At 64.0% G+C, this 26,269-nt stretch carries 23 protein-coding genes; 20 read left to right on the top strand and 3 right to left on the bottom strand.

Annotated elements, in window-relative coordinates:
• Window position 1 precedes the first annotated feature (1 nt).
• From C404_RS41950 to C404_RS41935, 4 genes are all read left to right on the top strand, one after another.
• Window positions 2–1,465, top strand: coding sequence for an efflux transporter outer membrane subunit (locus C404_RS41950; protein ID WP_031329329.1), 1,464 nt, complete (start codon window positions 2–4; stop codon window positions 1,463–1,465).
• A gap of 355 nt (window positions 1,466–1,820) precedes the next feature.
• Window positions 1,821–3,119 carry a paraquat-inducible protein A gene (locus tag C404_RS41945; RefSeq protein ID WP_021194780.1) on the top strand — a complete coding sequence of 433 codons (1,299 nt, stop codon included), beginning with the start codon at window positions 1,821–1,823 and terminating at the stop codon, window positions 3,117–3,119.
• A 47-nt stretch (window positions 3,120–3,166) separates the two neighbouring features.
• On the top strand, window positions 3,167–4,762 hold the full coding sequence (locus tag C404_RS41940) for a PqiB family protein (protein WP_031329328.1): 1,596 nt from the start codon (window positions 3,167–3,169) through the stop codon (window positions 4,760–4,762).
• 2 nt (window positions 4,763–4,764) lie between these two features.
• Entirely contained in the window at window positions 4,765–5,415 is a 651-nt protein-coding gene (locus C404_RS41935; protein ID WP_232317484.1) for a PqiC family protein, read from the top strand.
• A gap of 40 nt (window positions 5,416–5,455) precedes the next feature.
• On the opposite strand, the gene C404_RS41930 is transcribed toward C404_RS41935, so the two are convergent.
• The gene (locus C404_RS41930) at window positions 5,456–6,211 is read right to left on the bottom strand and encodes a TetR/AcrR family transcriptional regulator (protein ID WP_021194777.1); all 756 of its coding nucleotides are present in this window, start codon (window positions 6,209–6,211) and stop codon (window positions 5,456–5,458) included.
• Window positions 6,212–6,346: 135 nt separating this feature from the next.
• On the opposite strand from C404_RS41930, the gene C404_RS41925 reads away from it, so the two are divergent.
• From C404_RS41925 to C404_RS41905, 5 genes are all read left to right on the top strand, one after another.
• Entirely contained in the window at window positions 6,347–8,035 is a 1,689-nt protein-coding gene (locus C404_RS41925; RefSeq protein ID WP_031329327.1) for a bifunctional 3-(3-hydroxy-phenyl)propionate/3-hydroxycinnamic acid hydroxylase, read from the top strand.
• Window positions 8,036–8,045: 10 nt separating this feature from the next.
• The gene (locus tag C404_RS41920) at window positions 8,046–9,116 is read left to right on the top strand and encodes a VOC family protein (protein ID WP_021194775.1); all 1,071 of its coding nucleotides are present in this window, start codon (window positions 8,046–8,048) and stop codon (window positions 9,114–9,116) included.
• A 48-nt stretch (window positions 9,117–9,164) separates the two neighbouring features.
• A complete protein-coding gene (locus C404_RS41915) occupies window positions 9,165–10,118 on the top strand; it encodes a fumarylacetoacetate hydrolase family protein (protein WP_021194774.1) in 954 nt (317 codons plus the stop codon).
• A 5-nt stretch (window positions 10,119–10,123) separates the two neighbouring features.
• Window positions 10,124–12,064 carry an acyl-CoA synthetase gene (locus tag C404_RS41910; protein ID WP_021194773.1) on the top strand — a complete coding sequence of 647 codons (1,941 nt, stop codon included), beginning with the start codon at window positions 10,124–10,126 and terminating at the stop codon, window positions 12,062–12,064.
• A 152-nt stretch (window positions 12,065–12,216) separates the two neighbouring features.
• Complete coding sequence (locus C404_RS41905) at window positions 12,217–12,942, top strand: OmpW/AlkL family protein (protein ID WP_021194772.1); 726 nt, start codon at window positions 12,217–12,219, stop codon at window positions 12,940–12,942.
• Window positions 12,943–12,983: 41 nt separating this feature from the next.
• On the opposite strand, the gene C404_RS41900 is transcribed toward C404_RS41905, so the two are convergent.
• Window positions 12,984–13,925, bottom strand: a complete 942-nt coding sequence (locus C404_RS41900) for a LysR family transcriptional regulator (protein WP_021194771.1) — start codon at window positions 13,923–13,925, stop codon at window positions 12,984–12,986.
• Window positions 13,926–14,173: 248 nt separating this feature from the next.
• Between C404_RS41900 and C404_RS41895 the strand changes: the two genes are divergently transcribed.
• From C404_RS41895 to C404_RS41845, 11 genes are all read left to right on the top strand, one after another.
• Window positions 14,174–15,490 (top strand): cation:dicarboxylate symporter family transporter, encoded by a 1,317-nt coding sequence (locus C404_RS41895; RefSeq protein ID WP_021194770.1) that lies wholly within the window; start codon window positions 14,174–14,176, stop codon window positions 15,488–15,490.
• An 11-nt stretch (window positions 15,491–15,501) separates the two neighbouring features.
• On the top strand, window positions 15,502–16,062 hold the full coding sequence (locus tag C404_RS41890; RefSeq protein WP_021194769.1) for a carboxymuconolactone decarboxylase family protein: 561 nt from the start codon (window positions 15,502–15,504) through the stop codon (window positions 16,060–16,062).
• Window positions 16,063–16,078: 16 nt separating this feature from the next.
• Complete coding sequence (locus tag C404_RS41885) at window positions 16,079–16,912, top strand: SDR family NAD(P)-dependent oxidoreductase (protein WP_021194768.1); 834 nt, start codon at window positions 16,079–16,081, stop codon at window positions 16,910–16,912.
• 2 nt (window positions 16,913–16,914) lie between these two features.
• The gene (locus tag C404_RS41880; protein ID WP_021194767.1) at window positions 16,915–17,736 is read left to right on the top strand and encodes an amidohydrolase family protein; all 822 of its coding nucleotides are present in this window, start codon (window positions 16,915–16,917) and stop codon (window positions 17,734–17,736) included.
• A 9-nt stretch (window positions 17,737–17,745) separates the two neighbouring features.
• Window positions 17,746–19,047, top strand: a complete 1,302-nt coding sequence (locus tag C404_RS41875; protein WP_021194766.1) for an MFS transporter — start codon at window positions 17,746–17,748, stop codon at window positions 19,045–19,047.
• Window positions 19,044–19,985, top strand: coding sequence for an SMP-30/gluconolactonase/LRE family protein (locus C404_RS41870; RefSeq protein ID WP_021194765.1), 942 nt, complete (start codon window positions 19,044–19,046; stop codon window positions 19,983–19,985). The genes C404_RS41875 and C404_RS41870 overlap by 4 nt, the downstream gene beginning before the upstream one ends.
• A 46-nt stretch (window positions 19,986–20,031) precedes the next feature.
• A complete protein-coding gene (locus tag C404_RS41865; protein WP_021194764.1) occupies window positions 20,032–20,829 on the top strand; it encodes a substrate-binding domain-containing protein in 798 nt (265 codons plus the stop codon).
• A gap of 109 nt (window positions 20,830–20,938) precedes the next feature.
• Window positions 20,939–21,820, top strand: a complete 882-nt coding sequence (locus C404_RS41860; RefSeq protein ID WP_021194763.1) for an alpha/beta fold hydrolase — start codon at window positions 20,939–20,941, stop codon at window positions 21,818–21,820.
• 70 nt (window positions 21,821–21,890) lie between these two features.
• Window positions 21,891–22,790, top strand: coding sequence for an alpha/beta fold hydrolase (locus C404_RS41855; protein WP_021194762.1), 900 nt, complete (start codon window positions 21,891–21,893; stop codon window positions 22,788–22,790).
• 225 nt (window positions 22,791–23,015) lie between these two features.
• Window positions 23,016–24,311 carry an MFS transporter gene (locus C404_RS41850; RefSeq protein WP_021194761.1) on the top strand — a complete coding sequence of 432 codons (1,296 nt, stop codon included), beginning with the start codon at window positions 23,016–23,018 and terminating at the stop codon, window positions 24,309–24,311.
• A gap of 55 nt (window positions 24,312–24,366) precedes the next feature.
• Window positions 24,367–25,149 (top strand): substrate-binding domain-containing protein, encoded by a 783-nt coding sequence (locus tag C404_RS41845; protein ID WP_021194760.1) that lies wholly within the window; start codon window positions 24,367–24,369, stop codon window positions 25,147–25,149.
• A 36-nt stretch (window positions 25,150–25,185) separates the two neighbouring features.
• Here the strand turns inward: C404_RS41845 and C404_RS41840 are convergent, their stop codons facing one another.
• Window positions 25,186–26,103, bottom strand: a complete 918-nt coding sequence (locus C404_RS41840) for a LysR family transcriptional regulator (RefSeq protein WP_021194759.1) — start codon at window positions 26,101–26,103, stop codon at window positions 25,186–25,188.
• Between the last annotated feature and the right edge of the window lie 166 nt (window positions 26,104–26,269).

The raw sequence follows: 26,269 nt of genomic DNA, 5'->3' as shown, positions 1-26,269 counted from the left end.
CATGAAACGCTCTCGTATGATGTGCGCGCTTGCCGCAACGTCGGTACTCGCACTCTCGGCGTGCTCCTTGGCGCCGACCAACACGCCGCCTGCCGTGCCCTCGCCAGAGCACTACGGCATGACCACGCCGCCTGCAAAGACGGCGGAAGCGGCCGGTGTTGCCCAACAGTTTGATGTGGGGGCTGCGCCCGTGCCGCAATGGTGGAAGCTCTATCGCTCCGATGCATTGAACGCGTTGGTGGAGGAGGGGCTGCGCAACAACCCCACGCTGGCCGCAACGCAGAAGACGTTGTCTGCCGCGCAGGAGGAACTGCGCGCGCAGGTGGGGGCATCCACACTGCCGTCCCTCGACGCCGGGGCGGAGGTCTCGCGCCAACGCACGCCAAACCTCACAGGCGTGGGGCCCGAGGCGCTGCGCTACAACGTGTTCGTTGGGCAGCTGCAGGCGCACTACACGTTCGACCTGTTTGGCGCGACGCGCTATGCCAATGCCGCGAGCGCTGCGCGGGTGGACGTGCGCGGCTGCGAGCTGGAGGCGGCACGGCGTGCGCTTGCCGCGAATATCGTCGGCACAGTGATCAACGCGGCCGCGCTGGATGCGCAGATTGCATTGACGGAACGCCTCGTTGTGGTGGCAGACGCGACGGCGCGTGATAGTCAGAGGCGGTATGAGCTGGGCGCGTTGTCGCATGCGCAGGCGCTGGCTTCGACGCAGAGCGCCGCGTCGCTGGCGGCGACGCTGCCGCAGTTGCGTCAACAGCGCGCCGTCTCCATCCATGCACTGGCCGTGTTGCTGGGCCGCACCCCGGATGCGGCGCCTTCGGTGCCGGCGTTCAGCAGCCTTTCGCTGCCGAACCAGGTGCCTGTGGCAGTACCGTCGGATCTGTTGCGGGCTCGGCCGGATATCCGCGCTGCCGCCGCTGCGGTCAAGGCGGCGTCCGCAGATGCGGGCGAGGCCACCGCGCAGCTCTTCCCGAGCCTGTCGCTCACAGCCTCGCTCGGTCGTGGCGGATTGAGCTGGCCGGCATTGCTTTCAGGTGCAGGTGGATTGTGGGCGGTGGGCGCGGGGCTATCGCAGCCCATCTTCCACGGTGGCGCATTGATGGCGCACCGCCGGGCGACGCTCGAGCTGTATGACGCAACGGTGCTGCAGTACAAGTCGGCCGTGCTGTCGGCATTTGAGAACGTTGCCGATACGCTCGCCGCATTGGAGAACGATGCGCAGACGCTGGCATCCGCCGAAGTGGCATCGACAGCAGCGCGTACCGCGTTCAATGAGACCGCATCGCGCCGCCGCTTGGGAGCGTTGCCCGCATCCGCGGAGCAGTCGAGCGAGCAGCAGTACCTGAATGCGCAGCTCGACACCGTGCGCGCGACCAGCCGGCGCATGAGCGACACGGCTGCGCTGCTGCAGGCCATGGGTGAACTGCCCGCCAACACCGATCAGACGATCGCCAAAGACTGACATTGCCTTTGGATAGGCCCGGCCTCCACGCCCCAAGCGTGGAGTGCCGTGCTTCGCCCGCAATGCCGATTGGCCTAGGGTCTGCTTACATATGAAACGCACGCACGTTGGCCCGAGCGGGGGCCAGATGCGCGAAGGACGCCGCCGCAAAGGGTTATTCCCTTTGCAAGGCGTGCCGACAAAGCAGATGGCCCCCGCTCGGGCCAACCCTTCGGGCGAGGGGCAGATGGGCCGCATGGCGTCGTTGCGGCCGGCTTGCTTAGCTGGCTAAGCGGCGCCGTCCACGCCTAGCCCTACGACCCATCTGCCCCTCGCGTGCGCGCGTTTCATATGTAAGCAGACCCTACCCACGCCCATGGAATCCACCCACCTGATTGCCTGTCATGAATGCGACCGCGTGTTTCGGCGGCCGCCACTGTCGGATGGCTTGCACGTCCGGTGCTCGCGTTGTGCGAACGACCTGAGCGGCGCCCATCACGCCCGCCCGACACTCGACTTCACCTGCGCCATGGCGGTTGCGGCGCTCATTGCGTTGGTGATCGCGCAATGCTTCCCGATCATTGCGCTCAAGGCGCAGGGCATGGCGTCGCAGGCCACGTTGCTTGATGCGGTGTCTTCGCTATGGACGGGGCAGATGCGCATCGTGGCTGCGGTGGTGCTCTTTACGACCACGCTGTTTCCAGCGATGGAATTGCTCGCGTTGCTTTACGTGTTGCTTCCCCTGCGCGCGGGGGCTGTGCCTTTTGGATTTCGCCGCGTCATCCGGTTTCTTCAATGGCTTCGGCCTTGGGGAATGATCGAAGTGTTCATGCTGGGTGTGCTCGTCACGACAGTGAAAATGGTCAGCCTCGCGCGGGTGATTCCTGGTGCGGGCCTGTTTGCATTCGGCGCGTTGACGGTGCTGCTTGCGCTGGTTTCGCGGTTCGATCCGCACAGGCTCTGGCGCGCCTGCGACGAGATCGAGGCACCGGACGGTGCGACGCCATCCGCTGAATTGCGAGCGGACGCAGTGAAGGCTGTCCCCGCAAAGCAGGCCGGGCTGGTTGTCTGCCACACCTGCGGCAGCGTGCAACCGCTTCACGATGGCCAAGCACACCAGCGGTGCCGTCGTTGCCATACGGCCCTGCACGAACGCCGCCCCGCCAGCATTTCGCGGACAGCCGCATTGCTGCTGGCGGCCGCGCTGCTTTACATCCCCGCCAATCTGTTGCCGGTGATGCACAGCACCTCACTTGGCCGTTCTGAAGACGACACCATCCTCAGCGGGGTGGCGTACTTCTGGACTTCCGGTGATTGGGGTCTGGCGGCCGTCGTCTTTGTTGCCAGCGTGGTGGTGCCGATGCTCAAGCTCGCCATTCTGGCGCTGCTGGTATTCGCGGCACATCGGCGCTCCACGTGGCGCCCGCACGAAAGAACACGGCTCTATCGCCTGGTCGAGCGCATTGGCCGGTGGTCGATGCTCGATGTGTTCGTGGTGGCGCTCACCGTTGCGTTGGTGCACTTCGGCTCCTTTGCCGTCATCACCGCTGGACCGGGCGCACTGGCCTTTGGCGCCGTGGTGATCCTCACCATGATCGCCTCCATGCAGTTCGACCCCCGGCTGATCTGGGACCCCGTTCCCGACGACGCCGAATCCGCGCGAGACGATTCCTGACCGGATTCCGCGCACAACACTCGTCCGCCACATTCTCCTTTCACGCAATGCGTCCTATCGATCACCCCCTTCCCGAGATCACGCCCCAGCGGCGCTGGCTTCCCTCCATGGTCTGGCTCGTGCCGCTGATTGCGGCCTTGATCGGGCTCGCGCTGGTCGCCAAGACCATCGCTGAGAAAGGCCCGGCCGTGACCGTCACCTTTGCCAATGCCGAAGGCCTTGAGGCCGGCAAGACGAAGGTGAAGTACAAGGACGTCGAGATTGGCACGATTCAAGCCATCTCGCTCACGCCGGATCTGAAGCGCGTGATGGTGAAGATCCAGCTGGCGCGAGAAGCCGAACGCTTTGCAAGCAAGGACACCCGGTTCTGGGTGGTCCGGCCACGTGTGGGCGCGAGCGGCATTTCCGGGCTCGGCACGTTGCTGTCAGGCGCGTACATCGGCGTGGATATTGGTCATTCCAAAGACAGCCAGACCCAGTTTGTGGGGCTGGAGAGTCCGCCCTCCGTCACCACCGATCAGCAAGGGCGGCAGTTCTCGCTGCACGGCGATTCGCTCGGGTCCGTCGATATCGGTGCGCCGGTGTTCTATCGCCATCTGCAAGTGGGGCAGGTGGTGGGCTTTGCGTTGGACAAGCAAGGTGGGGGCGTGCAGGTGAACGTGTTCGTGAACGCACCCTACGACAAGTACGTTGGGACCAACACGCGCTGGTGGCACGCCAGCGGCGTGGACCTGCGGCTCGATTCCAGCGGGTTGAAGCTGAACACGCAGTCGCTTGCCACCGTCATCGTCGGCGGCCTGGCGTTTCAGACGCCGCAGGGCCAGGCGGATGGGCCGCCGCCTCCCGATAGCACCGTGTTCCAGCTGGCATCCGATGAAGCGGACGCCATGCGCGAGCCCGACGGCGCGCCGCTGACGGTGGTCATGCGGTTCAACCAGTCGCTGCGTGGGTTGTCTGTCGGCGCACCGGTGGATTTGCGTGGCATTGCGCTGGGCAACGTCACCGACATCGGCATCGAATACGACGAGGCAGCGAAAACGTTCAGCATGCGAGTCATGATGGCGCTGTATCCGTCGCGGCTCAGTCGGCGTATAAACACGTCGCTTCCTGCACCCGATACGCCGGGTGGCCATGAATTGCTGCAGCACCTCGTCATGCAGGGGCTGCGCGGGCAGCTTCGCATGGGCAACCTGCTGACGGGGCAGCTGTACGTGGCGCTCGACATGTTCCCCAAGGCGCCGCGTGCGACGGTCGATGTCCATCGCTCGCCGGTGGAACTGCCGACCGTTCCGAATTCGCTGGATGAATTGCAGGTGCAGCTTGCCGACATTGCGAAGAAGCTCAACCAGGTGCCCTTCGACAAGATCGGCAACAACCTGAACGGCGCGCTCGACAATGCAAACCGCCTATTCGGTCATCTGGATACGGAAGTGGTGCCGCAGGCGCGGGACACGCTGGCTTCTGCACAGCAGACCTTCAACGCAGCACAGGCGACCTTGCGACAGGACTCGCCGCTCCAGTCCGATGTGCACGAGGCAATGCAGGAGCTGACGCGCACGCTTCAATCGCTCAATGCGCTGACGGACTATCTGGAGCGCCATCCGGAATCGCTGCTGTTCGGCAAGAAAGGAGATGCGCGGTGAGTGTGTCCTGGTTCCCAGTTTGCCGCGTACTTGTCGGCGTGGTTGCCTGCGTAACGCTGGCGGCATGCAGCTCGCCGCCGGCGCGTTTTCATCGCTTGGCTGAGGACGATGCGGTTGCGGTGGCAGCACCCGCGTCGACGTTGCTGGTTGACGTGCTGCCAGTTCGTGTTCCGCCGTCGGTGGCGGGCAGGCGGCTGGTAGTGCAGCGGAGCTCAGGCCAGGTCGACGTGCTGGAGATGGACCGCTGGGCGTCGCCCTTGGCCGATGAGATTCGTGCGACGCTGTCGTCGGGGCTGGCGTTGCGGACCAGCGCGGTGGACCTGCACGGCCTTCCCTACGGTGGAAAACGCCCGGTTTACCGGGTGGCCGTGGATGTACAGCGGTTTGATGCGTGGCCCGGCTCGCATGTCTTGATCGATGCCGTCTGGACGATTCGCACAGCGGAAGATCGTCCAATGCTGACGTGCCGCAGTGTCGTCCGCGAAGTTGTGCCCGCAGGCATCGATGGCGTGGTGCAGGGCCAGCGGCGTGCCTTGAACGCGCTGGCTTCGCAGATGGCGGCGCCTCTACTGGCTTACGCTGCCGCACCATCCGAGGCGGCTCGGCCGATGGCAGGTTGCGTGGATTCGTCGGCCAGTATGTTGGCTAAGTGAGGTTGGTCGATCAGCGCGCGCTGCAGCGCCGCTGATCCGATCAGCTTGCGCTGTCTGCCGTTTCCACGACGGGCAGCGGCCGGGCGGCCACTTTTTCGGCCTCGGCGCGCTTGAGCCCCAGCGTTTGAAGCAGCACCGCTGCCGTGCGTTCGGGGAAGTGCTCCCCCGTGAAGCCCAGCTCCTTGAGGATGTCGGCAGCCGGCGCGCCGGGCGCCAGAAAGTTGAGCTCTGCCGAGATGGCCGTCAGCACCGTGCCGCCGACCGACAGGAAGCCGATGAACGGATCCGCCACGACAAACCGCTTCGCCGCGATACCGCGCTCGATATCGCGCCGCAGGCGCTGGCCGAGGCCCTGCGTCAGCACGCGCGCCGAGAAGCCCTCGCGGATGAGAAACCGCCCCCACACCGGCTCGCGCCGTGCCCGAACCAGCGTATGCCGCACCGACACGGAAATGATCTCCGCCGGATCGGCGAGCCCCTCCGTCACCTTGTCGAGCGAATCGGCGAACTCTTCAAACACCGAGCTCACCAGCGCGGCGTAGATGGCTTCCTTCGATTCGAAGTGGTTGTAGAACGACCCGAACCCGACGTCCGCCGCCTCCGTAATTTCGTTGATGGCCACACCTTCCATGCCGCGATCGGCCATGAGCCGGAGTGCGGCATCCAGCAGCCGTGCACGCGTTTCCCGCTTGCGCCGTGCGCCACGGGGTTCGCGTTCCTCAACGGCAGGCGGCGGAGGGGCGGGCGTCTTCGCGGTGGCGCGCTTCGGGGTGCGGCGAGTCTCGGTGGTGGCCATGGTGGTCTGGAGTCCTTGTTGTGGCTGCAATTATAGATTCGAATGTCGATATTGACAAAATCATCAGCGATGACTTTAATGTCAAAAAAGGCGAGCGAAGCCTGGTAAAGACGTAGACAAAGACACGGAGTAGCGGTGGAGACAAATGCACATGCGCGTGCCAGTTCACGCGTTGCGGATGGCGCACGCCCCCACGGGGCCGGTGACCTGCCATCTCAAATAGACATCCTTGTCGTGGGGCTTGGCCCCGTTGGCGCCATGGTGGCCAATCTGCTGGCGCGTCATGGCGTGAGCGTGATGGCCGTCGACAAGGCGCCCGACATCTACATGGCCCCGCGTGCCATTGCGCTGGACAACGAAGCCTTGCGCATCCTGCAACAGGCTGGGATCGGCGAGGGCGATTTCGAAACGGTGGCCATCCCGCATGTCCGCATGCATTCGCCCTGGCTCGGCGAATTCGGCCGGGTCAATACGCTGGGCAGCCTGGACGGCCATCCGAAGCTCGTTACGTTCTATCAGCCGGACCTGGAGCGCTGCCTGCGGGCACGCTTGGCGGCGAACGAGGGCGTGCATATCGCGCTGGGTACGACGCTGCTCAGCGTCACCAATCTGCCGGATTGCGTGTTGGCTTCGCTCGATGTCGGGCGGGGCCAGGTACACCGGGTCCGCGCGCGCTACGTGGTGGGGGCTGACGGCGCGAGTTCGCTGGTGCGCCATCTGATCGGCCAGGAATTTCGGGGCACGACGTACGCGGAGGACTGGCTCATCGTCGACGCGCGGCACGTTCCCAAGCCGATCGACCACGTTGAATTCCTCTGCGACCACCGTCGTCCTACGCCGCACATGGTCGCCCCAGGCGCGCGCGAGCGTTGGGAGTTCATGCTCCAGCCGGGCGAAAGTCGCGAAGAGATGGAGTCGGACAGCCGCATTCGCGAGTTGCTCGCTCCGTGGACGGACGTTGACAGCATCACGATCGAACGCAAGGCGGTCTATCGCTTTCATGCCCGAACCGTCGACCGGTTCAGCGTGGGCCGCGTGTTTCTTGTCGGTGACGCCGCGCACATTACGCCGCCGTTTGTCGGCCAGGGGCTGGTCGCCGGGTTGCGAGACGCTGCCAACTTGAGCTGGAAGCTGGCCTGGGTGCTGCAAGGGCGGGCGGATGCGCGGATTCTCGACAGCTACGACGAGGAGCGCCGCCCGCATGCGAAAGCCATGATCAATCTCGCGCGGTTCATGGGCAAGCTGGTGATGCCGCGCAGCGCCCCCATCGCGCTGTTGACGCACGGCCTGATGCGCTTGACCCGGCTCGTGCCTGGCTTGCGCTCGCAGTTTGAAGAACTGCGCATCAAGCCGAAGAACGCGTTCAAGACGGGGCTCTTTGTCAAAGGCTGCTCGTCGACCAAGCTGACGCGCGGCGGCGTGATCCCACAGGGCTGGATCAGGAATGCGGAGGGGCGCACGTGCCTGAGCGATGACGTGCTCGGCCACGGCTACACGCTCGTCAGTTTTGGCGGCGACGCCAGCACGGCACTCCAACCTGCAACGGCAGCCGCGTTTGAACGTCTCGGCGGTGCGTTCGTCCAGATCGCGCATCGAGGACAGCGTCTGCATCGTGAGGCGTCCGGTGTTTGGGAAGACATCAACGGCACGTTCCTTCCCGACGCGGTACCGGTTGGTTGGGCGGCCGTCGTGCGCCCGGACCGCACGGTGGTCCACGACGGGCCGGCCGCCGAGGCAGATCGCCTCGTTCGCGAAAGCCTGGCGCTGCTGGGTAGCGAACCCGAGCCAGCACCCGCAGCTGCCGCCGCCGTTCAATCCGCTTGAGTGTCCTGCCATGAAGCTCACCACAGCACAGCCTGCACGCCATCCGCAGCCGACGACGAAGGCGCTGGCGCTTGCCTACCTGATGTTCGATCGGCCCGATCTTGAGCAGGCCGAGCGGTTCCTCAACGACTTTGGTCTCGTGACGGTTCAGCGCGACGAGGCAACATTGTTCTTGCGCGGGACCGGACCGGCGCCGTTCTGCTATGTCGTGCGCAAGGCGCCAAAGGCCGCGTTTGCCGGCTTCGGGTTGCAGGTCGCCGGCCGTGCAGCGTTGGATGCCTTGGCGAAACTGCCTGGGGCATCGACCGTGGAGCCGTCGGGGTGGCCGGGCGGTGGCTTTCGCGTGCGTCTTGTCGATCCGTCCGGGTTCCGCGTCGATGCCATTGCTGGTCAGGCGCCCACGGCCGAGTTGCCGCACCGCGCACCATTGCCGCTCAACTCAGCGGATGCACCCTTGCGCATCAACGAAACCCAACGACCACCCGTGGGTGCGCCGGAGGTGATTCGCCTCGGGCATATCGTGTTGGAGCTTGCCGATTTTCAGGCGACGTGCGCCTGGTACACGCAGCACTTCGGGTTCATTCCAAGCGACGTCCAGATGCTGCCGGATGGCTCGCCTGCGGTTGCCTTCATGCGGCTGGATCTGGGCGATACGCCGGCTGATCACCACACGCTCGCGCTCGCTCAGGGGTTTGTGTCGAAGTACAGCCACAGCGCCTTTGAGCTGATCGATGCCGATGCCGTCGGCATGGGGCATCGCCTGCTGCGTGAGCAGGGGTGGAAGCACGCCTGGGGGCTGGGCCGGCACATCCTCGGCAGCCAGATCTTCGACTACTGGCAAGACCCGTGGGGCGACAAGCACGAGCACTACTGCGACGGTGACCTGTTCACCGCCGATCAACCCACCGGCATCCACCCGGTCAGCCGCGAGGCCATGTCGCAGTGGGGCCAGTCGATGCCCGCCACGTTCACCAAGCCGAAGCTGACACCGGCCGCCATTGCGGCGCTCATCCGCAACCTGCGCCGCAGCCCCGACCTGACGTTCCGCAAGCTGGTCACGCTGGCCCGGCTCTTTGCCTGAGGCAGCGCAAGCGCCGTCAGTTGTCATCCATCCAACGCATTTTTTGCCATGTCCATCAATATCGTTCGCTTCGAATATCAGGGTCAAACCCAATGGGGCGTGATCCGCGATACCCGCATCACGCCCGTGCCAGGCACCTATGCCACGACGGGCGATTTCGTCCGCAATACCACGCTGGCCAAGCTTGCCGCGCTGGACGGTGAAACGCTGCCTTTGTCAGCGGTGAAGCTGCTGTCTCCGGTCACGCGCAACCAGCAGTTCATCTGCCAGGGTGCCAACTACCGCCAGCACATGATCGAGTCCGGTATGGACCCCGACGTGAAGACGTACAACATGATCTTCACCAAGGCATCGAGCTGCATCGTTGCGGCCGACAGTGACGTGATCAAGCCGAGGCGTGTGCAGTTTCTCGATTACGAGATCGAGCTTGGCCTGGTGATGCGCAAGGCCATTCATGGGGCGGTCGATGTGACCGAAGACAACCTGCACGAGTACGTGGCCGGCGCGGTGATCGTGAACGACTATTCCGCGCGCGACGTCCAGATTCCGCAGATGCAGTTCTACAAGGGCAAGTCGTTCCGCACGTTCGGGCCGGTGGGGCCGTGGCTGACGTTGCTGGAGCCGCGCGAGTTTTCGGCACTCAGAAACCTGCAGCTCAAGCTGACCGTCAACGACAAGCTCCGGCAGGACGACACGACGGCCAACCTCGTCTACGGCCCCGCTGAGACGCTGACAGAGCTGTCCCGCGTGCACGACCTGGAACCGGGCGATTTGCTGGCCACGGGCACGCCCGCGGGCTGCGCGTTGTCCGTGCCGTCGCCAACCAAGCAAAAGATGGCCGCCATGCTGCCCGAGAAGGCGAAGTGGGAGATGTTCCTGAAAGTGCAGGCTGCGCGCCCTCAATACCTGAAGCCGGGCGATGTGGTGGAAGCACGGATCCACTCGTCGGACGGACGGATCGATCTGGGCACGCAGCGCAATCGCATCGTTGCTGAGGAGTGAGCGCCATGTCTGGTTTTTCCAGCCTGCAGGACGTGGAAGCGGCGGAGGCGCACGGTCTTCCGCCCGGTCTTCCGCAGAGCACCTACGAGATGATTCGCCGTGGCGCCAGCCTGAATCCGGAGGCGCCGGCATTGAGCTTCTTTTTGAGCGTCAATGATCACCGTACGCCGCAGACGTGGAGCTATGCGGCGCTTCTTGCGCGCATCACGCAGACGGCCAATTTCTTTGACAGCATCGGCGTCAAGAAAGACAGCGTGATCGCATTTGTGCTGCCCAACCTTCCGGAAACGCATTTCGTGATCTGGGGCGGGCAGGCAGCCGGTATCGTCGCGGCGTTCAATCCGCTGCTTGAAGGGCAAGCGCTGGCTGAGCTGCTCATTGCCGCGGGTGCATCGGTGCTCGTCACGTTGGCGCCGTTTCCCGGCACCGATACCTGGATCAAGCTGCAACCGCATTTGCCTTCGATCAAGAGCCTGCGGCACTTGGTGCTGGTGAACCTGGCTGACCGCGTGCATGGCGCGGCGCAATGTGCGGCGCAAGTGCAAAAGAACGAAGTGCTGCGCTTGCTCGGTCCACAGGGCGTGCATGGCGCTGTCCCGATGTCGGTGCGCATCCACGATTTCAACAGCGCGACCCAGGCGCAGCGTGCAGACGGCCTGAACAGCCGGCGGCATATTACTGCGCAAGATGCGTCCTCGTACTTCTGCACGGGCGGCACCACCGGCTTGCCGAAGATCGCGATGCGCACCCACGGCAATGAAGTGGCAAATGCGTGGAGCACGGCGCAGGTGCTGGGCGACGGCATCGGCCCTGGCAAGGTGGTGTTTTGCGGCTTGCCGCTGTTCCACGTCAATGGCGTTCTGGTGACCGGGCTGCTGCCGTTCTCCAAGGGCGCGCACGTCGTGCTTGGCACCCCGCAGGGCTATCGCGGTGAAGGCGTGATCCAGCGCTTCTGGGAGATCGTCGAGCACCATCGCGTGAATTTCTTCAGCGGCGTGCCGACGCTTTACGCCTCGCTGCTTCAGGTGCCCGTTGGCGAGCGGGATGTGGGGTCGCTCGAATACGGCCTATGCGGCGCCGCGCCGATGCCCATCGAAGTGTTCCGCCGCTTTCAGGAGCAGACGGGTATCAAGATTCTCGAGGGCTATGGGCTCACCGAGGCGACGTGCGTGAGCAGCGTCAACCCGCCAATGGGCGAGCGCCGTCTTGGCTCCATCGGCCTGCGCGTTCCCACGCAGCGGATGAAGGCCGTTGTGTTGGGCGAGGGCGGCGAGTATCTGCGCGATTGCGTTGCCGATGAAGTTGGCGTGCTCTTGGTGTCGGGGCCGAATGTCTTTGCGGGCTACCGCCAGGTAGAGCAGAACAAGGGGCTCTGGGTCGATACGGGCGATGGCCAGCGCTGGCTCAATACCGGTGATCTGGCTCGGCAGGACGAACAAGGCTACTTCTGGCTCACGGGCCGCAAGAAGGAGCTGATCATCCGGGGCGGCCACAACATCGATCCGCTCACCATCGAAGCGCCACTGCATCGTCACCCTGCGGTGCAGATTGCGGCTGCCGTTGGGCGCCCGGATGTGCACGCGGGCGAGCTGCCGGTTGCGTACGTGCAACTGCGTGCGGGTGCGTCTGCCACGGAAGCCGATTTGCTGGCCTTCCTGAAGGCGGAGATTGCTGAACGCGCGGCGCTGCCCCGGCAAGTCAACATCATTGAGACGATGCCCCTGACTGCGGTGGGCAAGATCTTCAAGCCGGCACTCAAGCACCGTGAAACGCGTGAAGCCTTGTCTGCGGCACTCAGCGATGCGGGTATCGCGTTTGACGCGCTGGAGGTTGCCGAGGACAAGACCAGAGGCCTCGTTGCGTCGGTCAAGCTCGACGCATCGGCATCGATTGCTGCCGCGCGTGAGGTGCTTGGCCGTTTTCCATTTCCCTTTTCCGTCAATTGAAGCGCGGGTGAGCCGAGCGTTTTTTTGACTCACCTGATCGAAGGAGGAATTCCTCGCCTGCCCACCACCGCGTGAGCGGGCGAAGTGCCCCGCGCCGCATGGCGGCGCATTCCTGCAGTTGCAGTTCCTACATTAGAAAAATCGGAGACAACATGAAGTACTCACGCGCGGCAATGCTCTTGTCGATCGCGGCGACCTCGTTCGCCCATGCGCAGTCAGCAGGGCAGTGGGTCGTCAACGCAGGCTGGATGCATCTTGCCCCTCAAGATTCCAGCCAACCGCTGACGGTGAATGCACTCGGGCAATCGGCCGTGGTGCCCGGCAGCGGGTCGACGCTGGCCAACGCCAATACCTTTGCACTCACCACGCGGTACTTCGTCACTGACCATGTGGCGCTCGAAACCGTGCTCGGCATTCCGCCCAAGCTGCACCTGAGCGGGACCGGATCGCTGGCGTCCGTCGGGGAGATGGGCACGGCGCGGGCATGGAGTCCGGCCGCGCAAGTGCAATACCACTTTGGCGAGCCGACCGCGCGTGTCAGACCGTATCTCGGCGCCGGGCTGGCCTATGTCTGGTATCGCGATATCGAGTTGAGCCGACCGTTGGCAACCGGGCAGATTCTCGCCTCGCCAGCTACCGGCTCCATGCTGGTCGGCCCGACCACGGCATCGCTCAGCAAGTCATGGGCGCCGATCGTCAATGCAGGCCTGACGTACAACATCGACGCCCATTGGTCGATTGGTGCGTCGGTGTCGTACATGTGGCTATCCACCACGGCGACGCTGACGACGCAGGCACCGGTTGGCACCGTGACGACGACATCGAAGGTGCGGATCAACCCGTTGGCGAGCTTTCTGTCGGTGGGGTACCAGTTTTAGCGGTGACATCTGTGCCGGGCGAGCCGGACGAGTCGGCTTAGTCACCGCCCATCGTCATTCGGCCACACCACATCCGCCTTCCACGATTCCGACGCAATGAATTGCTTGAGCCTGTCTTGCAGCAGGGCGGTCCAGGCAGCGGCGAAGCGGGAAGGCGGATTCTCGCGCAAGGTCGTGATCGCCACACTCGAACGGATGCCGGGACGGCCAATGCGATGCGCCACAAGTTCACCGCGCGCGATCTCCTCCTTGATCGCGATGTAGGTCAGGATCGAATAGCCAGCACCGGACTTCACCAGTTGCTTGGTCAGCGACACGCTGTCGACTTCCAGGGCGACGCGCAGGCGCACACCGTGCTGAATCGCCGCCTGTTCGACCAGGCGGCGATTGCTGTGCGGCAGGCCGGGCAGGATCAGCGGAATGCTGGCGAGGTCTCGAATCTGGTATTCGCGCTGATCGGCCTCTGAGCCGGGCGGCCCCACAAGAATCATGGGCTCGCTGAACAATGGGCGCACGTGGAACGCATCCAGCGGCGGCTGGTTGTAGACGACGGCTAGGTCAACGCGCCGATCCAGCACCCACTCCTGTAGCGAGCTGCTCAGGCCTTCTCGCACATGCAGCGATACCCGGGGCCATTGCGCCCGAAAGTCTTGGACGAGATCGGCGCCGATCAGTGCACCTATGGTCGGGGGCAGGCCAACGGCCAGATGGCCACGCTCCTCGTCCGCGCTGGCGCGTACGTCCTCACCGGTTTCGCTGAGGAGGTGCGTGATCATTTCAGCGCGCTCCAGCAGACGCGAGCCGGCTGAGGTGAGCCGAACGCCACGGCCGTGCCGAACCAGCAGCGGCACACCAATCTCCGCTTCCAGTTTTGCGATCTGTCGACTCAGCGCAGGTTGCGCGATGTACAGCTCGGCCGCCGCGCGGCTGAAACTGCCGGCACGCGCCACGCGGATGAAGCTCTTGAGTTCGCGGATGTCCATGCTTGTGTTCAGATATGCCGTAGAAGCATAGCTTTGTATGTTCACATGGTCTTTGTCAAGAAAAGGCCGTCAATCTATGCTTTCCACAAATAACAAATCACCAAACTCGTGCAGGAGACGGCTCGCCCCTCAGGCCAACAGCCAGCGGCGTTCACGTCCGGTGACGACCGACTTTCAAGCAAGACAAGTCCAGCAAGCAGGTGCCGGTGGTAACGCAGAGCCCTGAACGACTGGACGCAGGAGACACCATGAAACATCTGAAGAAGCTGCACGTGCAGGTCTTGATCGGCCTGGCGTGTGCGGTCGTTCTCGGCATCGCTGCACCCCAGTGGGCCGTTGCCATGAAACCCATCGGGCAGGCGTTCATCGCGCTGCTGAAGATGATGCTGGCTCCGATCATCTTCTGCACGCTGGTGCAGGGCTTGGCGCACGTGCGCGACCTGCGCATGCTCGGCCGCATGGGCGTGAAGTCGCTGGTGTACTTCGAAGTCGTCAGCACGGTGGCCATGGTGCTGGGCTTTGTGCTCGTCAACGTGTTCGAGCCCGGGGTGGGGCTGCACGCCACCAACCTCGCGGAAAGCGCTGATGCAGTGAAGGCCACGAGCAACGCTGGCGGCATCTCGGCCGTCAACTACTTGCTCAGCCTGATTCCACACACGCTTGTCGACGCCTTTGCTAAAGGCGACATCGTGCAGGTGCTGATCATCTCGATTCTGGCGGGCTTGGCGCTCAACTTGTCGGTGGGGCCGGATTCTGTGCTGCTGCGCGGTATGGATGAAGCGCAGAAGGTGCTGTTCCGCATGCTCGGCTTCATCATGAGGCTGGCACCGCTGGGCGCGTTCGGTGCCATGGCGGCGGCTGTGGGCAGCTATGGCGGCGTGACGCTGCTGTATCTGCTCAAGGTCATCGTGCTGTATTACGCCGCCTCGCTGCTGTTCGTGTTCGGCGTGCTCAGCTCGATCAGCTGGATGATCGGTCTGCCTTACTTCAGCGTGCTCAAGCTGATTCGCGACGAGATGCTGCTGATCTTCGGCACGGCATCAAGTGAGGTGGCCTTCCCGCGTCTGGTAGAGAAGCTGCAGCGTGCAGGCTGTGATGAAGCCGTGGTCGGCTTCGTTCTGCCCGCGGGTTATAGCTTCAACCTCGACGGCACCTCCATCTATATGGCCATCGCGGTGGGCTTTATTGCGCAGGCTACGGATACGCCATTCTCGCTGTGGCAGCAACTTGGGTTGCTCGCCATCCTGAGCCTGACCTCCAAGGGTGGCACCACGGTTGCCGGCGGCGCATTCGTCAAGCTGGCGGCCACGCTGCAATCGGTGCGCTCGCTGCCTGTGGCTGGGCTGGGCTTGCTGTTCGGCATCGACCGCGTCATGGCCATCGCCACAGCACTCGTCAACGTGGTGGGCAACACCATGGCTGTCTTCGCCATCGCCCGTTGGGAAGGCGCGTTCGATGCAGAAGCCTTCCATCGCGAGACCGGCGGACAGGCCCGTTCTTCTCTCCTCAAGCTGCAGAAGCCCGCCGCACAAGCTGCGGTCGCGCAAGACGCACTGACTCACTGAGCAAACCCAACATGCAACGCATTCCCGCCCCCGATCCTGATGCGCTGGACGCAGACCAGCGTGCCGTCTACGACGCCATTGCCAATGGCCCCCGCAAGGGTGTGCGCGGCCCGTTGGCCGTCTGGCTGCATCGCCCCCTGCTGGCCGATCGCGCGCAGGCGCTCGGACGCTACTGCCGCTACGACAGCAGCCTGCCGCCGCGCCTGTCCGAACTGGCCATCCTGTTCATGGGCCGCTACTGGCTGGCGGAGTACGAGTGGGCCGCGCACAAGCCGTTCGCGCTCGAGGCTGGTGTGTCACCAGCGGTGATCGACGCCATTCGTGACGGCAGGAAGCCCGCGTTCGAGCAGCGCGACGAGGCACTCGTCTTCGCCTTCCTTACGCAACTGCATGCAAGCCGCGAGGTGGACGACCGCCTGTACGCCGAACTGCTGGACGCCATCGGGCAGGACGGCGTGGTCGATCTGGTTGGCATCGCGGGCTACTACACGCTCATCTCCATGACCATCAAGGCATTCAACGTGCCGCCGCCTGTCGGCGCCACGCCCGAACTGCCCACGAATCTGCAATAAGCAAAAGGAATGCACTGTGCAAGCAACGACCGAATTTGAACAAACCACGGCTGCAGGCCGACTGGCAGGCAAGGTGGCCATCGTGACCGGCGCGGGCTGCGTCGGCCCGGGCTGGGGTAACGGCCGCGCCGTGGCTGTGCTGTTTGCGATGGCAGGGGCGCGCGTTTTCGCGGTCGACAAGAACCTCGATGCCATGGAGGAAACGGTGCGCCGCGTCCGCGAGGCCGGTGGTGACGTTACGCCGTACACCTGCGACGTGACTGACACCGCCGCCGTGAAAGCCATGGTCGATGCGTGCGTGGAGCAATACGGCCGCGTCGATATCTTGGTGAACAACGTGGGCGGCTCTGCTGCTGGCGGCCCTGTGGCGTTGTCGGAAGACAAGTGGGATGCGCAGGTCGCATTCAACCTCAAGAGCGTCTATCTGACCTGCAAGCACGTGCTGCCCGTGATGGAAGCGCAAGGCAGCGGCGCCATCGTCAATACGGCGTCCACGTCGGGCATCCGCTGGACGGGCTCGGCACAAGTGGCTTACGCCGCGTGCAAGGCCGGCGTGATCCAGCTCTCCAAGGTGGTGGCGGTCGAGTATGCGAAGAAGGGCATTCGCGTGAATACCGTGGTGCCGGGGCAATTGCATACGCCTATGGTGGAAGTGCGTCTGGCCGGCCAGCGCTCCGGCGGCGATGTCGACAAGCTGTTGGAAAGTCGCCTTGCTCGCATTCCGCTCGGCTTCATGGGCGACGGGCGCGATACCGCGCATGCCGCGCTGTTCCTCGCTTCGGACGAGGCGCGCTTTATTACCGGTACCGAAGTCGTGGTCGACGGCGGCATGACGGCGCGGTGCGACTGATCATGCAAGGCGAATTGAACGGCGGCGTGTGGGATTGTCATACGCACATCTACGGGCCGTGGGACGCGTTTCCGCTGCCGGCCGATGCGTCGTATCGCCCGGCGGAAGCCCCGATGACGCAACTGCTTGCGCTGCATGAGCAACTGGGGGTCACGCACGGCGTGCTGGTGCAGGCGGCGTGCTACCAGTCGGATCACCGCGCGCTGCTGGCAGCGCTGGCCATGACGAAGGGGCGTTATCGCGGCATCGCGCTGATCGACCACACCACGAGCGACGATGCCCTGCGCGAACTGCATGCGGGCGGCGTGCGTGGCATCCGCTTCAACTTCATGGGCCATCTGCCGGGCGACCGTGATCTGGGCCGCTTGCACGAACTCGCCGAGCGCGTCGGGCCGATGGGTTGGCACGTGCTGCTCCATGGGCAACTGGATCAGCTTCTGCCGGTGCTCGACGCGTGGGAAGACCTCGACGTGCCGCTGGTGATCGACCACATGGCTCGTCAGGATGCAACCCGTCCGCTGGACGAAGCTGCCATGCGCGAGCTGGAGCGTCATCTGCGTCAAGACAATAGGTGGATCAAGTTGTCTGGGGTCGACCGCGTCATGCAAGGCGCGGCACCGCCGTGGGAGGCAGCATTGCCGCTGATGAAGCGCCTGGTGCAAGCGGCACCCGACCGTGCCATCTGGGGTACCGACTGGCCCCACCCCAACATCAAGGGAGACGTGCCGGACGACAGCAGCCTGCTTGCGTTCGTGCAGGAAGTCTGCGGTCCTGAAGCCGCCGAAGCTGTGCTGGTCCATAACCCGCAGCGGCTCTATTTCTGAGGCATCGTCATGCAAGCCACCCTTATCGATGCCGCCCAGGCAGAGCGTACGGCTGAGCAAAGCGCCTGCCGCAAAGCCGCGTGGCGTCTGGTCCCGCTGCTCGCGCTTGCCTACTTCGTCAACTACCTCGACCGGACCAACGTCGGCTTTGCCGCGCTGACCATGAACCGCGACCTGGGTTTGAGCGCCGCCCAGTTTGGTCTGGCTGCCGGCATCTTCTACGTTGGCTATTGTCTGTTCGAGGTGCCGAGCAACCTGGCGCTGTATCGCTACGGCGCGCGCCGCTGGCTGGCGCGGATCATGATCACGTGGGGCCTGTTTGCCGCGGGCACCAGCCTGGCTGCCGGCCCTAATAGCTATGCGGCGATCCGCTTGCTCGCTGGTATTGGCGAGGCGGGTTTCTTTCCGGGCGTCATCTTCTATCTGACGCTGTGGTTTCCGTCGCGGTACCGCACACGCATGATGGGGTGGTTCCTCGCCGCGATTCCACTCTCATCGGTGTTCAGCGGGCCGCTGTCGGTGTCGATGCTGGAGCTGGACGGTTGGCTTGGGCTGCACGGCTGGCAGTGGCTGTTCATCCTGCAAGGGTTGCCGGCCTGTGTGCTAGGCGTGCTGTGCCTGCGCATGCTGACCGACCGTCCGGATAACGCAACGTGGCTGACAGAGGAAGAGCGCGCCGCCCTGGCGTCGGCCATCGAGCGGGAGCGCAGCACAGCGGTCGAGCATCGCCTCGGGCCCGCCCTCAAAGACGCGCGTGTCTGGCTGCTGACGGGCATCCTGTTCAGCTACATCATCGGGATTCTCGGCATTGGCGTGTGGATGCCGACCATCCTCAAGACGCATCATCTGTCGAACACGCAGGTGGGCTTTGCCACGGCGCTGCCCTATGTTGTTGGCGCCCTTGTGATGCTGGGCTGGGCACGCGTGGTGGCGCGCACGCAGCGCTACGTTCTGCATCTGGTCATGACCTGTGCGGTGGCGGCGCTGGGCTTCTTTGCGTCGGTGGCGTCCGATGCACTGGTGCCGGCCATGCTCGGGTTGACGGTGGCGGTGGTCGGGCTGTCGTCCGTGCGCACCTGCTTCTACAGCATTCCAGCCACGTTCCTCGATAAGCAGGCCGCTGCGGGCGGGCTGGCGTTCATCAACTCGGTTGGGAGCCTTGGCGGGTTGTTCGGCCCGTATATGGTGGGCTGGCTCAAAGATGCGACAGGCTCGTTCAAGGCAGGGCTGATCGGCATGGGTGCCATGTTGGTGCTGGCAACGCTGCTGTCTCTGGTGCTACTGACGCGCGTCAAGGAGGGCCAGCGATGAGCAACGATGGATGGCAACCGAGCCTGCGCACACCTGACCCGGCGGTGCGCATCCTGGACCCAAGGTTCGAGCACTACCGTTTGCCGCACGCCAAGGTCGAACGCTTGTGGACGGGCTGCCGTTGGGCAGAAGGCCCCGTCTGGTTTGGCGATGCCGGGGCGCTCTATTGGACCGACCTGCCGAACGATCGCATCCTGCGTTGGGACGAAGCGTCCGGTGCGGTGGCGACATACCGTGCGCCTTCGGACAAAGCCAACGGCCTGACGCGCGACCGGCAGGGCAGGTTGATTGCGTGCGAACACGGCCAGCGCCGCGTCACGCGCACGGAATACGACGGCAGCATCACCGTGTTGGCCTGCGAGTTCGAGGGCAGGCCGCTCAATTCGCCCAACGATGTGGTGGTCGCCAGTGATGGTGCAGTGTGGTTTACCGATCCGCCGTTTGGCCTGGTGAGCGACTACATGGGCCAGATTGCCGAGCCGCAGTTGCCGGCCAGCATTTACCGCATCGACCCACGCGATGGGCGATTGGACTGTGTTGCTGACGATGTGCTCGGGCCCAACGGGCTGGCGTTCTCGCCGGATGAGCGCACGTTGTATGTGGTTGCATCGCGTGCGCGGCCGCGCGAGATCCTCGCATTCGATGTGGTCGATGGCAAAGCGCTGGCTCATCGCCGTGTGCTGATCGATGCCGGGGACGGGGCGCCCGACGGCTTTCGCGTCGATGTGCACGGCAACCTGTGGTGTGGCTGGGGCACGGGCACGGCGGAGCTTGATGGCGTGCGCGTGTTTGCACCCGACGGCACTGCGATTGGCCACATCGCACTGCCGGAGCGCTGCGCCAACCTGTGCTTCGGCGGGCGGCACCTCAACCGCCTTTTCATGGCGTCCACCACATCGCTTTACGCCCTGTACGTGAATACACGCGGGGCGGTTTAGTTCTGCAACACCAGAAACCAAACGAGAACGACTTAGGAGACAAGACATGCCGTTCCAATCCAGAGTGCGCCGGTTTGCGGCGCATACGCTGTGCGCAGTGCCGTTGATCGCCACAAACGGTGCGGCCTGGGCCGCCGATATTCACGTGCTGGCGACGGGTGCGTTGCACGCAGCGTTCGAGCAGGTCGTACCGGCGTACGAGCGGCAGTCGGGCAATCACCTGATCATCGCGTGGGGACCGTCCTACGGCACCTCACCCGACGCCTTGCCGATGCGCATCAAGAACGGCGAATCGATGGATGTCTGCTTCATGATCGGCGCCGCGCTGACGGAGCAGGTCAAGCAGGGGCGCTTCATCCCGGAGTCGCGTGCTGATCTGGTGGGGTCGGGGGTCGGCGTGGCGGTACGCAAGGGGCTGCCCGTGCCAACGATCCGCACGGTGGACGACCTGCGCAACGCGCTGCTCGCCGCCAAGTCCGTGGCCTTCTCCGAGGGGGCCAGCGGCACCTACATCACCGGCACGCTGTTTGAGCGGCTGGGCATTGCCGAGCAGATGAAAGCCAAGAGCGTGCTGATCCGGGGCAAGGAGCTGGTGGGCTCGGCGCTGGAGCGTGGCGATGCCGATCTGGGCCTGCAGCAGATCAGCGAGCTGCGCGCGTTTAGCGGCATCCAGTATGTCGGCCCGTTGCCTGCCGAAGTGCAGAAGACGAGCGTGATTGCGGCTGCAGTGGCCAAGGATGCCAAGGAGCGCCAGGCCGCCGAAGGTCTCATCGCCTATCTGCGCTCGCCCGAAGTCGCTGCCAAGCTGGTCCAGACCGGGCTCGACCCGATTCCCGCTAAATAGCCCGATCCACTGCCGCTGTTTGACGCGTCGCGGTTGGTTTTCAGCCGCGCGGGCAACTGCTGCCCGAAACAAGAACAAACCGGGCCACATCCCCGAAAAAGGAGACTCCATGACGTTGCAGAAGTGCATTCTGGGCGCCGCTTTGACGTTGATGATGTCCGCCTGCGCCACGTCCGTACAAAACGGCGCAGACGTGCAGCGAACGCTCGTCCGCTATGGCGATGTGCAAATTGAAGCACTCAGCCAAGGCGTTGGGCCGACGGTTGTCATCCTGCCTTCGCTGGGCCGCGGCGCGGAAGACTACGACGAGGTCGCGCGTCTGCTTGCCGCCGATGGGTTGCGTGTCCTGCGGCCGCAACCGCGCGGCATTGGCCAAAGCAAGGGCCCGATGGCCAATCTCGACATGCATGCGTTTGCGGCCGATGTTGCCGCAGTGCTCGACCAGGAAAAGACCGGCCCCGTGGTTGTGGTGGGGCATGCCTGGGGCAGCCAGCCGGCGCGCATGCTGGCGGTGGATCGGCCTGACCTGGTGCGCGGTCTCGTCATGGCGGCAGCCTCTGCTGGCAAGCTGCCGCCCGGCTCCAACGAGAAGCCTTATGGCCGGTTGCGCGAGGCAATTGACGGGTCCGGCAATCTCGCGCTGCCCGAGGCAAAACGCCTGGAGTATCTGCGCCAAGCGTTCTTCGCACCGGGCCATGATCCCAGGCCTTGGCTGGGTGGTTGGTATCCCGATACCCACCATGCACAGGCCCATGCCCGCAATGTCACGCCCGTGGATGCGTACTTTGCTGGCGGCACCGTGCCCATGCTCGATCTCCCGGCGCAGTACGACGCGGTGGTCGTGCCCAACGTATTCAAGCCCATGCTGGGCAACCGCGTGACGGTGGAGGTGATTCCCGATGCCGGGCACGCCATGGCGCCGGAACAGCCCGTGGCGATGAGCCGCGCGATTGCCCGCTTCGCCCGACGTGTCTATGCGGGCGCGTCCTGATTCAGTTCGCACAACAACGCGCATGTCGGCACATCCGCCCGGCATGTCTATCCACACCAAGGAGAACACCATGAAGTTGATCAAGTACGGCTGTACCGCACTGGCTGCGGTCATGCTTTCCTTCTCTGCACTGGCGGCCACGGATGCCGGTCAGATCGATCGTGAACTGGTCAAATACAGCAACGTGCAGATTGAGGTGATGCGGCAGGGCAAGGGACCGTTGATCGTCATCCTGCCGTCGCTGGGCCGTTCGGGACGCGATTACGACCAGGTTGCGGACAGGCTCGTCGCCGATGGCTTCCGCGTGCTGCGTCCCGAGCCACGCGGTATCGGGCAAAGCAAGGGACCCATGGCCAACCTGGACATGCACGCCTTCGCCGCCGATGTGGCTGCGGTGATCGAGCACGAGAGGCAGGGACCGGCAGTGGTAGTGGGCCATGCCTGGGGCAACTTCCCGGCGCGTATGGTGGCCGTGGATCGGCCCGAGTTGGTGCGCGGCGTTGTTCTGGTTGCCGCTTCCGCCGGAAAGGTACCGCCGGGCTCGACCGAGAAACCCATCAACGCGGAGATGCGCAAGGCCATCGACGGCGCAGGTGACATGCATCTGTCGGAAGCGCAGCGGTTGGAATACCTGCGCAAAGCCTTCTTTGCACCGGGCAATGACCCGCGCGTCTGGCTCGATGGCTGGCATGAAGAGACGCATGAGGCGGAGTCCCACGCCCGCAACGTGACGCCGGTCGATGCGTACTTTGCGGCGGGGAACGCGCCGATACTGGACTTGCAGGCAGAACACGATGCGGTGGCACCGCGCCGGTTCTCGCAGGTGCTGAAATCAATGCTGGGCGATCGTGTGACGGTGGTTGTGGTGCCCAACGCAGGTCACGCCTTTGCGCCGGAACAGCCCAAGGCGATGGCGGATGCAATCGCAACGTTCGCGAAGCGGGTGTACGTAGAACCAATCAAGCAGTAGTCGAGATTGGTCTGCCACGTGGAGGCGTGCCCTGGGGCCGCCTCCACCGTCTGCCCGTGACGCGGCAAGAACGTGGCGTAGTCGGGCAGGGAAGATTGATAACCAAAGAACATCAATCGTTCCGAAAATTGCACTTCTCGTTTGTCGGTCTCCCGGCGAACATTGCCAAAACCACAAACGCCGTTCAACGGCGTATTCTTTTTTTGGCTTCCAGGAGACACCTCGATGCACCCCCCGTCCAGCCTTTCGACCGGGCAATCCAAGGCCGCTGCGGTCTTCCGCGTTACCGCCGGGAATTTCCTGGAACAGTTCGACTTCTTCCTGTTCGGCTTCTACGCCACGCAGATTGCCAACGTCTTCTTCCCCACCGAGAGCGAGTTTGCCTCGCTGATGATGACGTTCGCTGTTTTTGGCGCCGGCTTCCTGATGCGGCCGCTGGGCGCGGTCGTGCTGGGTGCGTACATTGACGATGTCGGCCGCCGCAAGGGGCTCATCGTCACGCTGTCCATCATGGCAAGCGGAACTGTGCTGATCGCGTTCGTTCCTGGCTACGCCACGATCGGTCTTCTGGCACCGGCACTCGTGTTGCTGGGGCGTCTGCTGCAGGGGTTCTCGGCGGGCGCGGAGTTGGGCGGCGTATCGGTGTATCTGGCCGAGATGGCAACGCCCGGCCGCAAGGGTTTCTTCACGAGCTGGCAGTCCGCCAGCCAGCAGGTGGCGATCGTCGTGGCGGCAGGCCTGGGCTTTGCGCTCAACCAATGGCTGAGCGCACCGGCCATCGCCGCATGGGGATGGCGCGTACCGTTCTTCGTCGGTTGCATGATCGTGCCGTTTATTTTCGTGCTGCGACGCAATCTTGAGGAAACGCAGGAGTTCAAGGCGCGCAAGCATCGTCCGAGCATGAAAGACGTATTCGGTACGCTGGTGCAAAACTGGGGCGTCGTCATCGCCGGCATGATGCTGGTGGCGATGACCACGACGAGCTTCTACCTCATTACCGTCTATGCGCCGACATTCGGCAAAACGGTGTTGCATCTGAGCACGGCCGACAGCCTGCTCGTCACGCTCTGCGTCGGGGTATCGAACTTCGTGTGGCTGCCGATTGGCGGTGCGCTCTCCGACCGGATCGGCCGTCGGCCGCTGCTGATCAGCATGACGGTGCTGACCATTGCTACCGCCTACCCGGCGCTTTCGTTCCTCGCTCACGCACCGAGCTTCATGAACATGCTGCTCGTGCTGCTGTGGCTGTCGTTCATGTACGGCATCTACAATGGCGCGATGGTCGTTGCGCTCACGGAAGTGATGCCCGTGCAGGTGCGCGTGGCTGGGTTCTCGCTTGCCTATAGCCTTGCCACGGCTGTGTTTGGCGGCTTTACCCCCGCCATCTCGACGGCTGCCATTCACATGACGGGCGACAAGGCGGCCCCTGGCTACTGGATGAGTTTTGCCGCCGTGTGCGCTCTCCTGGCGACGTTGACGCTCTATCGCCGCCGCGCGGTGACGCTGGCTCCGGCGCTCTGACGCACAGCACTTTCCGCATCTTCATAAACTCGTACGACCTGGCATGCCCCTCACCATGAAGACTCTGTTTCTGAAACTGTGTGCAGCCGCACTCGTTGCAACCTCGGCAATTGCAGCCCCCGTCCATGCAGCCGAGCTGTACGTCATGAGCTCCGGTGGCTTTACCGCAGCCTATAAGGTGCTCGGCCCGAAGTTCGCAGCGCAGACGGGCAATACGCTCAATACCGCGCTTGGTCCCTCGATGGGCAAGTCGCCCGAAGCGATTCCGAATCGGCTTGCGCGCGGTGAGCCGGCAGACGCCGTCATCATGGTCGGCTATGCACTCGACGATCTGATCAAGCAAGGCAAGGTCATCCCGGATTCGCGCGTGGAGCTGGCCGACTCGCGCATCGGCATGGTGGTGCGCGAAGGTGCTACCAAGCCCGATATCAGCTCGCCCGAGGGGCTCAAGCAAGTGCTGCTGCATGCCAAGTCGATTGCCTACTCGGACAGCGCAAGCGGCGTCTATATCGAGCGCGAGCTGTTCAAGAAGCTTGGCATTGAAGAGCAGGTCAAGGCGAAGGCGAAGATGATCCCGCGCATTCCGGTGGCGTCGGTGGTGGCCACCGGCGACTACGAAATCGGCTTCCAGCAAGTGAGCGAGTTGCTGCCGGTGCAGGGTGCCGCCTTCGTCGGAAAGATTCCGGAGTCGCTGCAGTCGGTCACGCGATTTGCAGCGGGCATCCCCGTTGGTGCACAGCATCCGAAGGAAGCCAAGGCGCTTCTCGACTATCTTGCTTCGCCCGGGGCGCAGCCCGACGTGAAATCGACTGGCCTGGATTCCGTACCTGCGCATTGAGACACTGCGCCCCCGTGGCAGGGCAAGCGGTGCTTGCTATGCATCGCTTGTCGCCACGCCGCCGCGCTTCGCTTCAAGGATCATCCGGTGAAATTCCTCGGCGGCCGGTGTGAGTGCACGGCCGCGCCGCTTCACGATCCCCACGCGTCGGTTCACGACCGGCTGCACCAGTGGAACGCTCGTGAGGATAGGGTGGTCATGCCCCGGCATGGCCATCGATGGCACCGCGGCAACACCAAGCCCCGCTTCAACCAACCCCAGCATGGTCGTGACGTGCCGCGTCTCGCAAACGCTTGGCGCAGGCGGTGCCACGGCCGACAGCGCCTGATCGAGCAGCAGGCGGTTGCCGGAGGTCTTGTCCACTGACACGTAATCGTGTGCGTAAAGCTCGTTCCACGTCACCCGCTTCTTTCGGGCGAGCGGGTGATCGCGTCGGCAGGCTGCAACAAACCGCTCCTGCAGCAGCATCTTGAATTCGATCTCGGGCTCCTGGCTGCCCATAAAACTCACGCCAAAATCTGCCTCACCGCTGATGACTGCACCCAGCACTTCGTTCGCGCTCGCATCGATCAGCTTGACTCTGATGCGTGGAAAGCGGCGGTGATAGGTCGCAATCAGGTTCGGCAGAAAGTAATAGGCCACGGACGGCACGCACGCGATGGTCACGTGCCCCAGGCGGCTCGATGAAATATCACGGATACCCAGCAGGGCGACGTCGAGATCGTCGAGCAGTTGTTCGGCACTGCGGGCAAACACGCGCCCGACCGTGGTGAGCGTGACGCTGCGTGTGGTGCGTTCAAACAAGGGCACGCCCAGTGCGCTTTCGAGCTTGTCGATCCGACGGCTCAACGCGGGCTGCGAAATGCTGATCGCCTCGGCGGCCTTTCGGAAGTTGCCCAACTCCACCACCGCGCGAAACGCCTGCAAGTCCGTCAAATCAAAGTTGATACCCACCGGCTAGCCTCCCCATCTCAGATGCGGAGCATTTTGCGTGATTTATCACCTGTGTGACACGTATCCAGTGGCAACGGGCAGATGTCGCGCAGTTTGGTGTTGTGTACCGATAGCGGCGTAAACACCGGAGGCGGTACGCCCAGCCTGCCGCCTAGCGCCGCCCAGT

This window comes from Ralstonia sp. AU12-08 (assembly GCF_000442475.1).
GTDB lineage: Bacteria > Pseudomonadota > Gammaproteobacteria > Burkholderiales > Burkholderiaceae > Ralstonia > Ralstonia insidiosa.
The sequence above is the reverse complement of the archived record's forward strand: the minus strand, read 5'-3'. Positions and strand labels throughout refer to the sequence as shown.

Bases quoted from the DNA above. Each gene is read 5' to 3' on its own strand.
- C404_RS41950 (WP_031329329.1), top strand. From the start codon at position 2: ATGAAACGCTCTCGTATGATGTGCGCGCTTGCCGCAACGTCGGTACTC.
- C404_RS41945 (WP_021194780.1), top strand. From the start codon at position 1,821: ATGGAATCCACCCACCTGATTGCCTGTCATGAATGCGACCGCGTGTTT.
- C404_RS41940 (WP_031329328.1), top strand. From the start codon at position 3,167: ATGCGTCCTATCGATCACCCCCTTCCCGAGATCACGCCCCAGCGGCGC.
- C404_RS41930 (WP_021194777.1), bottom strand. From the start codon at position 6,211: ATGGCCACCACCGAGACTCGCCGCACCCCGAAGCGCGCCACCGCGAAG.
- C404_RS41920 (WP_021194775.1), top strand. From the start codon at position 8,046: ATGAAGCTCACCACAGCACAGCCTGCACGCCATCCGCAGCCGACGACG.
- C404_RS41915 (WP_021194774.1), top strand. From the start codon at position 9,165: ATGTCCATCAATATCGTTCGCTTCGAATATCAGGGTCAAACCCAATGG.
- C404_RS41910 (WP_021194773.1), top strand. From the start codon at position 10,124: ATGTCTGGTTTTTCCAGCCTGCAGGACGTGGAAGCGGCGGAGGCGCAC.
- C404_RS41905 (WP_021194772.1), top strand. From the start codon at position 12,217: ATGAAGTACTCACGCGCGGCAATGCTCTTGTCGATCGCGGCGACCTCG.
- C404_RS41900 (WP_021194771.1), bottom strand. From the start codon at position 13,925: ATGGACATCCGCGAACTCAAGAGCTTCATCCGCGTGGCGCGTGCCGGC.
- C404_RS41895 (WP_021194770.1), top strand. From the start codon at position 14,174: ATGAAACATCTGAAGAAGCTGCACGTGCAGGTCTTGATCGGCCTGGCG.
- C404_RS41890 (WP_021194769.1), top strand. From the start codon at position 15,502: ATGCAACGCATTCCCGCCCCCGATCCTGATGCGCTGGACGCAGACCAG.
- C404_RS41880 (WP_021194767.1), top strand. From the start codon at position 16,915: ATGCAAGGCGAATTGAACGGCGGCGTGTGGGATTGTCATACGCACATC.
- C404_RS41875 (WP_021194766.1), top strand. From the start codon at position 17,746: ATGCAAGCCACCCTTATCGATGCCGCCCAGGCAGAGCGTACGGCTGAG.
- C404_RS41870 (WP_021194765.1), top strand. From the start codon at position 19,044: ATGAGCAACGATGGATGGCAACCGAGCCTGCGCACACCTGACCCGGCG.
- C404_RS41865 (WP_021194764.1), top strand. From the start codon at position 20,032: ATGCCGTTCCAATCCAGAGTGCGCCGGTTTGCGGCGCATACGCTGTGC.
- C404_RS41860 (WP_021194763.1), top strand. From the start codon at position 20,939: ATGACGTTGCAGAAGTGCATTCTGGGCGCCGCTTTGACGTTGATGATG.
- C404_RS41855 (WP_021194762.1), top strand. From the start codon at position 21,891: ATGAAGTTGATCAAGTACGGCTGTACCGCACTGGCTGCGGTCATGCTT.
- C404_RS41850 (WP_021194761.1), top strand. From the start codon at position 23,016: ATGCACCCCCCGTCCAGCCTTTCGACCGGGCAATCCAAGGCCGCTGCG.
- C404_RS41845 (WP_021194760.1), top strand. From the start codon at position 24,367: ATGAAGACTCTGTTTCTGAAACTGTGTGCAGCCGCACTCGTTGCAACC.